The sequence below is a fragment of the Flavobacterium sp. CS20 genome, assembly GCF_018080005.1.
In the GTDB taxonomy this organism is placed as follows: domain Bacteria; phylum Bacteroidota; class Bacteroidia; order Flavobacteriales; family Flavobacteriaceae; genus Psychroflexus.
Genome location: NZ_CP073015.1, coordinates 973618 through 987784, shown reverse-complemented (window position 1 = coordinate 987784; position 14167 = coordinate 973618). Strand labels below are relative to the sequence as shown.

The following is a 14167-nucleotide window of genomic DNA, read 5'->3' as shown; positions in this document are numbered from 1 at the left end:
CAGGAGACAAAAACTGGGCGTGGACATGGCAAAATGAAAAAGCAACCTTTATTACCATAACTGATAATAGAGGACAAAAAAGTATAGAACAAACCTTTGAAAATGGTTTTGAAAATGCTGTGTTAGTGCACGATTGTTGGAAGAGTCATTTCAATACCAACGCTCAATCACACCAAATTTGCATGGCACATTTACTTCGGGATTTAAACTATCTAACTGAAAATGCGATCATAAATGGAGTAGAGCTTGCAAAAACTTATTTTTAAAAGCCATCAACTTTAAGAAAAATATAAAAGATATAGCCTTTAACAAGGATTGTCCAATAAAGAAAAGTATAGAAAAAAGAATGGATATCATCTTAAATCATGATCCGCCAAAAGAACATAAAGAATTAATAACTTTTAAAAAAAGACTTATAAAATACAGGAACTATATCTTTACATTCCTCTATCATCTGGATGTACCTCCAGATAACAACGCCTCTGAAAGAGCAATAAGAAATATAAAAGTAAAACAGAAAATCTCTGGACAATTTAGATCAGAACAGGGCTGTGATAACTTTGCCATACTTAGATCTGTAACAGATTCTTGTTTAAAAAATCAGCAATCAGTTTTATCTACACTAAATATTATTGCTAATTTGCGGACTGATTAGTTACTCAAAATTTTTTTTAAAAATACGCCATTAATTTCAGGACTTTTATTGATGCTACTCATAGCAGTTCCTTGGTATTATCTAGCAGAGCAAGAAACAAAAGGTTTTCTTGAATATTTTATCATTGGCGAGCATTTTAAGCGTTTTTTTGACTCAGACGGTTGGGAAGGTGATAAGTACGGTTTTGCCAAAACACAAGCCTTGGGTATAATATGGGTTTTTTTATTTGCGTTTGCGTTTCCTTGGATACAGATTTTGGCTGTAAAACTTTGGGAATCTAAAAGACAAATCCTACAAAACAAATGGGTAAGCTTTCTTTTGCTTTGGTTATTGTGGACGCCTTTTTTCTTTACCTTTTCAAGCAGTTTGATCCACACTTATATTTTACCGTCAATAGTTCCTATCGCTTTATTGATAAGCTATTATTGGCCAACTTACAATCACAAAAAATTAGCCATTCGGTTGAGTCTTATTTTTCCAATTTTGATTGTTTTTGCTACAACAATATTTCTGTTGTTCAGCGATGTGAAATATTACACAAAAACAGACAAATACATCTTAAATCATGAGACCTTATCTGACTACAAAATTTATTATTTGAATAAAAAAAGCTATTCTAGTCAGTTTTATAGTGAAGGAAAGATTAAAAACATTAGTATTAAAGCCTTTAAACAAAAGAGTTTACCGCAAAAACCATTTGCATTAATTATAAAAAAAAGAGATTTGAAGAACGTCAGTCCTTCTCAATTTAAACAATTGGATATAGTAGATTCTAATGCACATGCCAAATTATACCTGATACAAAAAAAAGAAATTGTGTTTTCAACAAACTCTCAATTCTAAATTGATTTAAAAGATAATTTGCATTTTTAAATGTCTGATCAATATGCTTTGATTAGTAACTTATATTATATTTTTTTGAATAGATTTCCATTAACTTTGTAATCTAAAAGTTTTTGTATGATAAGTGATAAACAATTTCAAAAAGAAATTGATTTGATAATAGAAAATGCGGTTAGAGAAGATGTTGGCGATGGCGATTATTCGTCTTTGGCTTGTATTCCAAATGATGCTGAAGGTAAAGCTCAACTTCTAATCAAAGACAATGGCGTTATCGCAGGAATCGATTTTGCAAAACAAGTTTTTAACTATGTCGATGCTAAATTAGAAGTTAAAACACTTCTTAATGATGGAGATAAAGTTGATAATGCTGATGTGGCATTTACAGTATCAGGTTCAAGCCAATCCATCTTAAAATCTGAACGTTTGGTTTTAAACGCAATGCGACGTATGAGTGCAATTGCAACCAAAACCCATAGATTTGTTGAGCAACTCAAAGACACAAAAACTCAAATTTTAGATACACGAAAAACCACGCCAGGCATTCGTGCCCTTGAAAAATGGGCAGTAAAAATCGGCGGTGGCGTCAATCATCGTTTTGCCCTTTATGATATGATTATGCTGAAAGACAATCATATCGATTTTGCTGGTGGTATTGCTCAAGCTATTCAAAAAACTCACAAATACTTAAAAACACATCATTTAGATTTAAAGATTATCGTTGAAGCAAGAAACATAGAAGAAGTTGAATTGATTTTAAAACAAGATAATGTATATAGAATTTTGCTCGACAATTTCAATTATCAAGACACCAAAAAAGCTGTGGACATGATAGGGCAGAAGTGCTACACAGAATCCAGCGGTGGCATTACTTTAGAAACGGCAAAGCAATATGCTGATTGTGGTGTAGATTTTATATCAAGTGGAGCCTTAACACATTCGGTTCATAATATGGACATGAGCCTTAAAGCGATTTAAAATGCCAGACAGTTTAGACAAAAGCCTATCAAAAACACCAATTGTTAAAGATATTGCGAAAGTATGCAAGAAAATTAAACTGCCAAAATTAGAAGGATTTACTCTTTATGATTTGATTAAACTGTATTTGTTTGGCATCATAAAAGGCACATTTTCAACACGGGCAAGCTCCATTGCTTTTAGTTTTTTTATGGCTATTTTTCCGTTTTTATTGTTTATTTTAAACCTGATTCCTTTCATTACGTTTATAGATAATTTTCAAGATGAAGTCCTTTATTTTATAGAAGATTTATTGCCTACACAAGCGACAAATTTTTTTAATGAAATTTTTCTTGATATTGCCAACAATCCAAGAGCTGGCTTGTTGTCTTTTGTTTTTTTGTTGTCTATTTTTTTAATGTCAAATGGTGTCAATGCCATTTTTACCAGTTTTGAGTTTTCTTATCATACCAAAATCAATCGCACAATTATACGCCAATACATTGTAGCTGTTGGCGTAGCTTTGATTATTGCGATTTTACTTTTAATTTCGGTAGCGGTTACAATTTACTTTACCTATATGATTGAAAACTTAACAGATCTCGGCATTGTTGGCGACACTATTTTATGGGCTGAAATTGGTCGATATGCCACATTGCTGATCATGCTTTATTTAGGAATTGCCATTTTGTATTACTTTGGAACCAGAGAAGGGCGAGAGTCTAGTTTTTTCTCAATCGGAGCATTGTTCACGACTTTCTTGATTACCATAACAACCTATTTGTTTTCGTTTTATATAGAAAATTTTTCTAATTATAACAAATTGTATGGCTCAATTGGTGCATTATTAATTTTGATGATTTATATTTGGCTAAACTCTAATATATTTTTACTGGGTTTTGAACTCAATGCCAGCATACAAAAACTCAAAAAACAATCTTGATTTCTACATTTTTTGTCAAATCATTTTTTTATGGATTTATATATCGAAGTTTTATATCTGAGCAAAAAAAATGGAGATGCTCAAATCTTTATAAAAAGCCATGCTTACAAGCAAGCAAAATTTGGTGTTTGATTTTTTTTTTTTAAAAACTTAGCAAAAGATGATAGATTTATAAGAAGAAATGTTAAATTTGACAAAACAATTTAGTTATGATAAAATACATTTTAGCCACAATTTTAATATGCCAAATATCAGTAGCTCAACAATTTGAAGGTTATTGGAAAACTGTTGATGAAGATGGTGAAGCAAAATCAATTGTAAAAGTATATAAAACAGAAAACGGTAATATTGAAGGCAAAGCACTCCGCATTCTCAATGAATCTTAGACGAGACAGATTATATACAAAGTGTAAAGGCGATAAAAAGGATAAACCCATTGAAGGTTTAGTTATTATCGAAGATCTTAAACCCAAAGGTAATGAATGTGTTGATGGTGAAATCACCGATCCAGAAAACGGAAAAACCTACACTTGCAAAATTTGGATAGATCAAGACAATAAAGATGTTTTGAATGTCAGAGGCTATTGGGCATTTTTTTACAGAACACAATATTGGCAAAGAGTAGAAAATATAAACGATTATCTTAAAGGTTAATGATATGAAACTGTATTTAACTTTTTTAACTTTTTTTGTAACACTAATGGCAATATCTCAAAACAGTTTGCAAAAAACCCCAAACCCTAAAGCTTTAAACATTGACACAAGCTATGAAACGCTTACCTTTCCATCAAAAGATGGATTAGAAATTTCGGCACGTCTCTATCAAGCACAATCCAAAGCCCAACCAATTTTGCTATGTCATCAGGCACGATACAACAAACAAGAATATGCCGATATTGCACCAAGACTACGTGAAATGGGCTACACCGCCTTAGCCATTGATCAACGCTCAGGTGGAGATTTTGCAGGCGAGTCCAATCAAACTTTTGAAAGAGCCAAAGCCCAAGGCATATCAACAGATTATGTTGATGCACAACAAGACATAGAAGCGGCATTAGATTATTTATATCAAAAAACCAAGCAACCTGTCATTTTATGGGGAAGTTCTTATTCATCAGCTTTGGTGTTTTTTGTTGCTAAAAAATATCCCGAGAAAGTCAAAGCCGTAATAAGTTTCAGTCCAGGTAATTATTTTGGCGACAAACGCGAAAATTTAAGTATTGTTTTTAAAGAACTCAAACAACCATTTTGGGTAACATCATCTTTAGAAGAATCTAAATTATTGTCTCAATTAGTAAATCACAATAATCTACAACAAAATCAAACCCAATTCATCCCAAAACAAAAAGGTCATCACGGTTCAAAAGCCTTATGGGTTAATCAGATACATAGCGAAGAATATTGGGCGTCTTTAAAAGCGTTTTTGAATAGCATAAAATAAAGCAGAGTTTGTCAAAACAGTCGCTTGACATCATTTTTGAAGATAATCATATAATTGTTGTCAATAAACCCGTTGGGCGTTTAGTGCAAGGCGATTCAACAGGCGACGAGCCACTTAGTGAAACCGTAAAAACCTATCTCAAACACAAATACAACAAGGCTGGCAATGTCTATTTGGGCGTAGTCCACAGATTAGACCGACCTACAAGTGGAGTTTTGCTATTTGCCAAAACCTCTAAAGCCTTATCACGACTCAACAAACAATTTAGCGAACGCCAAACCCAAAAGATATATTGGGCAATGGTCAAAAACAAACCTGATAAAAATCAAGCTCGCCTCACGCATTATTTAAAGCGTAATCCCATACAGAACAAATCATACGCCTATCCCAAAGAAATTCCAAGCTCAAAACAAGCCATTCTAAAATACAAGGTTCTGAAGTCTTTAGAGCATTATCATCTTTTAGAAATTGAGATAGAAACGGGTCGTCATCATCAAATACGCTCGCAACTCTCTTATATTGGCAGTCCTATCAAAGGCGATTTAAAATACGGAGCCAAACGCAGCAATCCAGACGGCGGTATTCACCTTCACGCCAAAAAGTTATGCCTTATTCATCCAACAAAAAAAGAGAAAATGTGTTTTGAAGCCAAATTGCCTGATGATAGATTGTGGCAAAATGTAGAAGAAAAACATTAAAAAACAAACAAAAAATACTTACATTTGTCCTGCATTTGGTTTTGCAAATTCTGTTTTAGAATTGTAAATTAAAAGGGAATATCGTGAAAATCGATAGCTGTTCCCGCAACTGTAAACTTTGTGCTGACAACCTTGTCAGTATGCTTTACAAATCACTTCGCACCACTGTTTTATAACGGGAAGGTTTTTTGTAAAGACGCAAGCCAGGAGACCTGCCAAGATGCCTAAATCAATTCATAAAACCTTCGGGATAGAGGTTTTTGGAAGTTATGTTTAGTAAATCTGTTTTAGTTTTTGCAATCTTAGGCTCATCAATTTTATGGGCTCAACACCATCATGTTCAGACTTTAGATACGATTTATTTGTCAGATCAACATTTAAAAGTATTTAATATTGGGCAAAAACAAACCCAAATTTCAAATTCAGAAATTCAAAAGTCTTCCTTTGCCTTGACAGATTTATTACAACAGCACAGTATGATATATTTTAAACAAAATGGTTATGGCATGGTTTCTTCGCCCGCATTCAGAGGAACTACTGCTTCACAAACGGCTGTGATTTGGAATGGTATAAATATCAATTCACAATTGACAGGTCAAACAGATTTTAATACCTTGCTCAGTGCAAATTTTTCATCAATAGCTATAAAATATGGTGGTGGCAGCGTGTTTTATGGCACTGGTGCTATAGGTGGAAGCATTCATCTTAATCAAGATTTACCAAAGGAGCTTAAAGAAGAACATCATTTTCAGTCGGTCTATGGTAGTTTTAACACATTTGAAACTAAATATAGTTATCAAAATCAATTTGATAAGATTCAATTCAAATTGGCTTTTGCCAGAAAACAATCTGATAACGACTATAAAATCCCTTCGCAAAACCGACGAAATGAAAATGGTAAGTTTAATATCAATAGTCTTGATGCAATTGTCAACTTTGAACTGAGCAATAACAATCAGTTAAAGTATTTTGGCAATTATACCTTTGGCGAACGTCACTTTTCGCTTATCACACATAGTGATCCTAAAACCAAGTTTGATAATAATGATACTAGAAATATGTTGGAATGGCAAAGTCGTTGGAAAAATTATCAATCAAAGTTAAAACTGGCTTTATTGACAGAAGATTTTACATATTACGATAATCTGAACCGCAACACATCAACGTCTTCCAAACTTACAACGCAATGGTTTCAATATGAGTTTTGGATTGAGCTAAAACAGATAAAGATTAATTCTGTTCTTCATTATCAAAACAGCCAATCTGAAAGTGATCAACTCTTTGATGCTGATAGAGATATTGCTGGAGTTTCGGTGTTGTTTCAACATCAAATCAACAAAAAGTTTGATTATGAAGTCTCTTTAAGACAAGACGTTAATGATGATTTTAAAAATCCGTTTTTATTGAGTTTAGGGACATCATACCAACCCAATACACATTTGACCATACGTTGGCATGCTTCAAAAGACTACCGATTGCCAACATTCAATGATCTGTTTTGGATCAATGGTGGAAATCCAAATTTGGATGCAGAAACTTCATATCAAACCGAGTTGGGTGCAGATTTTAGTTTTGAGCGTTTAAGTTTTTCATCAACTGGATTTTATAACGATATCAACGATATGATAAGATGGCTACCCGATGCAGAAAATATTTGGAGACCACTAAACACAGACCAGGTGCAAACTTATGGTGTAGAAACCTCTGTTGGGTATCAAATGCCATTGACCAGTCTATCTTCTTTAAAATTTAAAGGTCAATATGCTTATACCATTTCAGAAAATCAAGATACAGGAAAGCAATTGATTTACGTTCCGTATCATCAAGCCAACGCAGAACTATCTTATGTCAATCGCCTTTGGTCTAGCCAACTCTATTGGCGATATACTGGTTCGGTATTTACACAGTCTGACAATAATCCAAATAAAAAAGTTTCAGCCTATAACTTGTTTGATTTTCAAGTTTCACGCCAAATTCCAGAGTTTTTACATTCTGAACTAAGTCTTAGGCTTCAAAATATATTTGATTTAGCCTACGAAACAGTAAATAACAGACCAATGCCTGGTCGATCAATACATATCAGTTTAAACACACAATTCTAAATTTTAAAACTATGAAAACTAAGACAACCATTTTTATTTTTTTGACAAGCCTAATATTTTTATCCTGTTCTTCAGACGACGATGTTTCTAATATTTCTGAACCATCGGCTAAATTTGACGAAGGTGTTTTTGTTTTAAATGAAGGCGGAGAAGGAGATGTTACCTATATTTCAAATGATTTTTCGAGGATTGAGCAAAACATTTTTTCGAGCATTAATCCTGATGAAACATTAGGTCAGTTTGCTCAGAGTATATTTTTTGATGACAACAACAGGGCTTATATCATTTCAAATGGCTCTAATTTAATAACTGTAGTCGATCGGTTTAGTTTTGAAAAGCTTGGTGAAATCACTACGGGCTTAGATGTGCCACGGTATGGTTTGGTTAAGGATGGCAAAGCCTATGTTACTAATCAAGCCTCTTTTAATGCAAGTGATGATGATTTTGTGGCTATTATAGACATCAATGCATTAGAAGTTGAAAATATTATCAATATTGGAGAAACAGTTGAATTTATAAAAACCGATGGGCAATTGATTTATGTTCAAAATGCAGCTTATGGTTTTGGAAACAAGATTTCGGTTATAAATCCTAATAATAATAGTGTAACCTCACAAATTGAAACCAATATTGGGTTGCAAAATATAGTTGTTTATGGCAATTTTCTGTATGCGTTACATGAGTCTGGTATAGATCAAATAGACTTAAACACATTAGACATATCAAGCACCAAAACATTAGATAATGAGCTATATGGTGCCAAGAATTTAAGAATTTTCAACGATAATATCTATTATACATATGAAAATTCGGTTTATAAAACTCAGCTATCATCAAGCACTTTAAATAACGAACCCCTTTTGTCGTATAATTCTTCTTCAGAATTTGGCACAATGTATGGATTTGAAGTTAATGATGGATTTATATATATCAGTGATGCTAAGGATTTTGTGTCAGATGGTTTTGTTGAAATTTATGATGTTGAAGGCAATTTTATATTTGAAACAAATGTGGGATTAGCTCCAAATGGATTTTACTTCAATTAGTGTCATGTTTTTGTTTTAAATATTGATAGATAGCCATTTGTGAGCGTATTTCAGGCATATCATCATGTCTAACAACATACTTATTCTGAGCATCTTTATCAATTATTCGGGCTTTAATATTGTCTTGGCATTGCAACTCTAAAATATCTTTGAGTTCTTGTTTTAGATTGTCATTGTATATAGGAGTTAGCACTTCAATACCTCTGTCTATGTTGCGTGTCATCAAGTCTGCACTTCCTATAAAAATTTTATCTTTTCCACCACTATAAAAATTGTATATTCGTCCGTGTTCTATAAATTGGTCAATAATACTAGTGACTGTAATGTTTTCACTAATATTTTCTAAATCAGGAATCAAACAACAAAGGCTTCTAACAACAAGCCTTACTTTTACGCCGTTTTTTGAAGCTTTGTACAATAGTTTAATAATGTTTTCATCTTCAAGACTATTCATTTTGGCGGTAATTTTAGCAGGTTTACTCAGTTTAGCTTGATCTATTTCTTTTAAAATCAGTTTATCAAAGCGTTTACGGGTATTGAATGGAGAAACCATTAGCTTTTTTACCCGAGGTATAATCAGCTCGCCCTCAATAACTTGAAAAACGCGAATAAGCTCTTGAGTAATTTTTTCATCGGCAGTAAAAAGACCGTGATCGCAGTAGATTTTAGAAGTTTTAGCATTAAAATCTCCCGTTCCAATATAGGCGTATTGTTTAACTTTGTCTAATTCTTGCCTGCTGACAATAAGGATTTTGGAATGTATATTGATTTTAGGAGAACTGTATATCACCTGAGCACCATAGTCTTTAAGTTGTTTGCCCCATTCTAAATTGTTTTGCTTATCAAATCTTGCTTTGGTTTCGATAAAAACAGTAAGTTTTTTGCCTTTGCTAAGAGCCTTCAATAGAGAAGAGGTGAGTTTTGAGGTTTTGCCAATACGATAAAGAGTGATTTTGATCTCTTTGACATGCTCATCTTCAGTCGCTTGTTTTACAAAATTTTCTAAAATATCAAAAGACATATAAGGATAATGAACCAGTTGATCTTGAGCCTTAATGGCTGTAAAAAAATCTTTGTTAGAACTTAATATTTTATGTGGAATCGGTTTTAAATCTTTGTTGTGCAGATTTTTGTTTTGAGTTGGATCTGAAAAATCAAAAAAATCTTTGAAGTTGAGATATCTTCCACCAGGCATCAAATCTACTTTTGTAAGTTTAAAGTAGTGTTTTAAAAATTTGAGTTGCTGTTGTGGGATGTTGAAATCATAAAGTATTCTTGTAGCTTGGTTGATATCTGTTTTAGAAAAAGACTCTAAAATTTTTTCTTTAAGTTCACCTTCAAACTCATCTTCAACAAACAACTCTGTATCACGAGATAGTTTGATTTGATAAGCCCTTACAAAGGTTTTGTGTTTAAATAAATATTTGCAATGTTGTTTTATGATATCATCTATAACAAGGATTTTAAAGTTGTTGTCTTGGCTTTCAATGTTTACAAAACGCGATAATTTTGAAGGAATATCAACTAAACCAAAACAATCTTCTTCTCCAAAATCTACAAATAAATACAGTTCTTCATTTTTTAAAAAAACGCTTTTCTTGTCACTGCTTTTAATGATTTTAGGAGTTATAAGATCAGCGATATGAGTTTTAAAATAATGGGCGATTTGATCATAAATCTGATGGATAGAATCGCTGTCAGTGATTAGCTCTATGCGATTGATTTTTAACTGCGGAATGATATGTTTAAAAAAAATATGCTCAAACTGAATTTGTTGTTGTTTTATAATTTTTTGAATGGTTTTGAGAGTTTTGTTTGGTTTCAGTGCTGATTTTTTTCTTTGAGATTTATCAAGTCTTTTAATTTGACGTAATAGAGAAACTCTAACTTTAAAAAACTCGTCTAAATTTGATGAAAAAATTGCTAAAAATTTTAAGCGTTCATAAAGTGGATTATTTTGGTCTTCGGCTTCTTGTAGAAATCTTTGGTTAAAGCTTAGCCAATCTATATCTCTGTGCTTTAGTGGTAGGTCTGCCATGTTTTATGCTTTGAGTTTCAAACTTAATAATTATTGACATAAACAGTTTTACCACAGGGTTAAGTTTGTTGTAGCTATTGTTTCAGAAAAGAGTATTTTTTAACGGTCTCGGGTATGAAAAGTAGCGTGCAAATATGCGAGACTTTTCGGTTAATAATTAACTTTTTAAATATAATCAAAACATTGGATTCAGCAATTAAGTAGCTATTTTTTATACCCATTGTTGGCTGTAGTTGTGTGTCCTGCGTTACTTGGGGATACAAGATAGTGATTAAGTTCATTGAAAACAAGTAACATAACTGTAATTGAGATGAGAGTCTCATTGGTATTTAGAAACGACCCTGGCATTTGTTTCAGGTGGATTCACGTAAAGAGTACGATGAGGATTGGTCTCTCGGCTGGGAGTGATTAGGCACACCAGTCAAACCGCCTTATGGGGCTTTCCTTTCACGGGTTGGTCTTGAGCGATAAGGTTAAATGCACTACCTGTGTTGTTTTCAGAGTAGTTTGCTATGGTAGGAGTAAAGAAGCTGAAAGAGACGAGATTGAACCCTTGTAGAAGTGTCGTAAACAACTTTAGTATTGTCAAAATCGAGGGATGGGCGGTCTTGCGAGAACAGAACTTGACATGATACCTATTTCTGGTCAAGTGGCAATCGGCATAAAGAGGGCAGGAGCTTTGCTTACGGCTCAATTACGGAACAGGAGAAGCTAATTAATAGTGCAAAAATACCACAACCCCGAAGGGCAAGGTAGAAAGTAGCGATACTGTTAATTAGTGGCGGATTAGTCTGTAGTAGTGATGAAGTTTCTGTAATGGAAATGGAGCGAAGGGACTGACTTAACAGTTTTAAATTGTATTACAACTAAAGATTTTTTTAGGATGATTTTCAAAGAGAAACAAAAGTCGCAACCGATATTAAAGCGACAGGTATGGGATGCCTTTAAAAAGGTAAAGAGTAACAAAGGTATTTCAGGTGTTGATAATTTGTCAGCACAAGAAGTACATTCACGTCCTATGAAATACTTATATCCTGTATGGAATAGGTTAGCCAGTGGTAGTTATTTTCCAGTACTGTGCGCGAGGTAGAAATACCCAAAGAAGACGGTCGAATCAGGAAGCTTGGCATTCCAACAGTACAAGACCGAACGGCTCAAATGGTAATAAGAGAAGAATTAGAACAGATTGTAGATAAACAGTTTAGTAAAGATTCTTTTGGCTATCGACCAAACAAATCAGCGCATCAAGCCATAAAGCAATGCAGGGAAAACTGCATGAAAATGGATTGGGTGATAGATTTGGATATCAAGAGTTTTTTTGATGAGATAGACCATGACTTAATGCTTAAAGCATTAGGACATTTTACCAAAGAAAAGCATATTCACTTGTATGTAGCACGTTGGTTAAAGGCTCCAATTCAAAAGAAAGACGGTAGTATTCATTCACGAGACAAAGGCACACCACAAGGAGGTGTTATTAGCCCATTACTGGCAAACATTTTCTTGCATGTTGTTTTTGATAAGTGGATTGAGAACAACCACCCGGAAGTAAAGTTTGAGCGCTATGCTGATGATATTATCATCCATTGCGATAATTTTAAACAAGCCTTGCGGACGTTGGAAGCGGTAAAAGCCCGATTTAAACAGTGCAAATTGCAGATAAAAGACGGCAAGAGCAATATCGTGTATTGCAAACGCAACCAAAAGAAGCATCCACCATTTAAGGTTCATTATGTAACATTCGATTTTCTTGGATTTACATTTAAGCCAAGAATGGTAAAGGGCTATTTTGGGAACTTTCATTTGGGATTTACACCGTCAATCAGTCGTAAACGACAGAAACGCATCAATCAAACTTTGTTTAAGATGAAACTTCATCGTATGGTTCATTTACGCCTGCCAGATTTGGCAGGCATAATAGCAGAAAAAGTACGAGGTTGGATTAATTATTACGGCAAAGTAAGAATGAGTGAATTACACTATGTATTTCGTTTCTTGAATATGCGTCTGGCAAAATGGGTACGCAACAAATATCGGAGATTTAGGCGTAAACACTGGTTTTTTGCCTACAAATGGTTACAAGAAACTGCAAAGCATTATCCTAATCTGTTTGTGCATTGGCAATACGGTTTTACGCCATAGACTTGTTAAGAAGAGCCGTATGATGGGAGACTATCACGTACGGTTCTGTGAGAGGTTTAGGGGTGGATTCCCCTTTACCTACTCGACTTTTGATTCCAATGTTTGAAAATCAGCGAGTTATTTCGGTTTAATCAACTTTCGTTGCAAATATTTTCATTCGTTTTTATTCGCTGTTTTTATTCCAATTTTTCGATTTAGCGCTTCAATTTTCAAGTCAGCATCTCAATTCCATTTATTAAAATTTCCAACGTCAAATTCCACGTCTTAGTTTTGAAAATCAAATTCTTATTAGTTAACTTTTATCGTGAATTAAAATTTTTTCGCCGAGTCAATTTCATTCGCCGTTTTAGAATTTCATTTCGCAAACAAGATTTTCATTTTGGATTTGGCAAATTTCATCGTTATAATTCAAATCTTAATTATCCGCATTTTTATTTCAATCATCAGTTTTAATCATCCATTTTAAAAACAAGGAATTCACTTTGGTTTTAAAAAAATTCGATGAAAGTAGGCGAGAGGTCGTCGTTAAAATCATCCGTAATTTTTAAATCGAATTGGATTATTAAAATTCAAATCGTGAGTTTAATTTTTAAAGTGAAATTTCTCGTATATGCTTGCCAACGGGAAGTGTATCTTTCAGTGGCGACCAAAAAAGCACTGCCCTTTATTTTTAATCGTAAAGTTAGAAAATAAATCCCAAACCATTCGTTTCAGCTCCAGAACCTCGCCATTGAAGATACATAATGTTAGCTTTAGTTGTGTGTCCTGCGTTACTTGGGGATACAAGATAGTGATTAAGTTCATTGAAAACAAGTAACAAAACTGTAATTGAGATGAGAGTCTTATTGGTATTCAGAAATGACCCTGGCATTGGTTTCAGGTGGATTCACGTAAAGAGTACGATGAGGATTGGTCTCTCGACTGGGAGTGATTAGGCATACCAGTCAAACCGCCTTATGGGGCTTACCTTTCACGGGATGGTCTTGAGCGATAAGGTTAAAGGCGCTACCGCTTTTGTGTGGTGAGTAGAGTTGCTATGGTAGGAGTAAAGAAGCTGAAAGAGACGAGATTGAACCCTTGTAGAAGTGTCGTAAACAACTTTAGTATTGTCAAAATCGAGGGATGGGCGGTCTTGCGAGAACAGAACTTGACATGATACCTATTTCTGGTCAAGTGGCAATCGGCATAAAGAGGGCAGGAGCTTTGCTTACGGCTCAATTACGGAACAGGAGAAGCTAATTAATAGTGCAAAAATACCACAACCCCGAAGGGCAAGGTAGAAAGTAGCGATACTGTTAATTAGTG

The 14167-nt window shown here is 33.9% G+C and carries 12 protein-coding genes, 1 pseudogene and 1 riboswitch; of the genes and pseudogenes, 12 read left to right on the top strand and 1 reads right to left on the bottom strand.

From position 1 onward, the window contains the following. Positions 1-8: 8 nt before the first annotated feature. From IGB25_RS15455 to IGB25_RS04755, 11 genes and pseudogenes are all read left to right on the top strand, one after another. Positions 9-266, top strand: a pseudogene (locus tag IGB25_RS15455) (transposase); the annotation flags it as partial. Between the two features lie 5 nt (positions 267-271). Next, positions 272-655, top strand: a complete 384-nt coding sequence (locus IGB25_RS04795; protein ID WP_211066853.1) for a transposase — start codon at positions 272-274, stop codon at positions 653-655. Positions 656-706: 51 nt separating this feature from the next. Then, positions 707-1498 (top strand): hypothetical protein, encoded by a 792-nt coding sequence (locus IGB25_RS04790; RefSeq protein WP_211066394.1) that lies wholly within the window; start codon positions 707-709, stop codon positions 1496-1498. Positions 1499-1615: 117 nt separating this feature from the next. After that, entirely contained in the window at positions 1616-2473 is an 858-nt protein-coding gene (gene nadC, locus IGB25_RS04785; RefSeq protein WP_211066393.1) for a carboxylating nicotinate-nucleotide diphosphorylase, read from the top strand. 1 nt (position 2474) lies between these two features. Continuing rightward, a complete protein-coding gene (locus tag IGB25_RS04780) occupies positions 2475-3395 on the top strand; it encodes a YihY/virulence factor BrkB family protein (protein ID WP_211066392.1) in 921 nt (306 codons plus the stop codon). Between the two features lie 209 nt (positions 3396-3604). After that, entirely contained in the window at positions 3605-3781 is a 177-nt protein-coding gene (locus tag IGB25_RS14750) for a hypothetical protein (RefSeq protein ID WP_247653622.1), read from the top strand. Next, positions 3771-4049, top strand: a complete 279-nt coding sequence (locus tag IGB25_RS14745; protein WP_247653621.1) for a DUF2147 domain-containing protein — start codon at positions 3771-3773, stop codon at positions 4047-4049. Before IGB25_RS14750 ends, IGB25_RS14745 begins: the two co-directional genes overlap by 11 nt. Before the next feature lie 4 nt (positions 4050-4053). Continuing rightward, complete coding sequence (locus IGB25_RS04770; protein ID WP_211066391.1) at positions 4054-4836, top strand: alpha/beta hydrolase; 783 nt, start codon at positions 4054-4056, stop codon at positions 4834-4836. Between the two features lie 8 nt (positions 4837-4844). Beyond that, a complete protein-coding gene (locus tag IGB25_RS04765) occupies positions 4845-5534 on the top strand; it encodes an RluA family pseudouridine synthase (protein ID WP_247653620.1) in 690 nt (229 codons plus the stop codon). Between the two features lie 19 nt (positions 5535-5553). Next, positions 5554-5769, top strand: a riboswitch (cobalamin riboswitch). Between the two features lie 34 nt (positions 5770-5803). Next, positions 5804-7636 (top strand): TonB-dependent siderophore receptor, encoded by a 1833-nt coding sequence (locus IGB25_RS04760; protein ID WP_211066390.1) that lies wholly within the window; start codon positions 5804-5806, stop codon positions 7634-7636. An 11-nt stretch (positions 7637-7647) separates the two neighbouring features. Continuing rightward, positions 7648-8682 carry a YncE family protein gene (locus IGB25_RS04755; RefSeq protein ID WP_211066389.1) on the top strand — a complete coding sequence of 345 codons (1035 nt, stop codon included), beginning with the start codon at positions 7648-7650 and terminating at the stop codon, positions 8680-8682. On the opposite strand, the gene ppk1 is transcribed toward IGB25_RS04755, so the two are convergent. After that, positions 8675-10720 (bottom strand): polyphosphate kinase 1, encoded by a 2046-nt coding sequence (ppk1, locus tag IGB25_RS04750; protein WP_211066388.1) that lies wholly within the window; start codon positions 10718-10720, stop codon positions 8675-8677. The genes IGB25_RS04755 and ppk1 overlap by 8 nt on opposite strands. Before the next feature lie 1077 nt (positions 10721-11797). On the opposite strand from ppk1, the gene ltrA reads away from it, so the two are divergent. Then, positions 11798-12862: a group II intron reverse transcriptase/maturase gene (gene ltrA / locus IGB25_RS04745; protein WP_211066387.1), complete on the top strand. Its 1065-nt coding sequence runs from the start codon at positions 11798-11800 to the stop codon at positions 12860-12862. Positions 12863-14167 lie beyond the last annotated feature (1305 nt).

Excerpts from the sequence above, each read along its gene's own strand:
- IGB25_RS04790 (WP_211066394.1), top strand. The coding sequence starts at position 707 with ATGCTACTCATAGCAGTTCCTTGGTATTATCTAGCAGAGCAAGAAACA.
- nadC (WP_211066393.1), top strand. The coding sequence starts at position 1,616 with ATGATAAGTGATAAACAATTTCAAAAAGAAATTGATTTGATAATAGAA.
- IGB25_RS04780 (WP_211066392.1), top strand. The coding sequence starts at position 2,475 with ATGCCAGACAGTTTAGACAAAAGCCTATCAAAAACACCAATTGTTAAA.
- IGB25_RS14750 (WP_247653622.1), top strand. The coding sequence starts at position 3,605 with ATGATAAAATACATTTTAGCCACAATTTTAATATGCCAAATATCAGTA.
- IGB25_RS14745 (WP_247653621.1), top strand. The coding sequence starts at position 3,771 with ATGAATCTTAGACGAGACAGATTATATACAAAGTGTAAAGGCGATAAA.
- IGB25_RS04770 (WP_211066391.1), top strand. The coding sequence starts at position 4,054 with ATGAAACTGTATTTAACTTTTTTAACTTTTTTTGTAACACTAATGGCA.
- IGB25_RS04760 (WP_211066390.1), top strand. The coding sequence starts at position 5,804 with ATGTTTAGTAAATCTGTTTTAGTTTTTGCAATCTTAGGCTCATCAATT.
- IGB25_RS04755 (WP_211066389.1), top strand. The coding sequence starts at position 7,648 with ATGAAAACTAAGACAACCATTTTTATTTTTTTGACAAGCCTAATATTT.
- ppk1 (WP_211066388.1), bottom strand. The coding sequence starts at position 10,720 with ATGGCAGACCTACCACTAAAGCACAGAGATATAGATTGGCTAAGCTTT.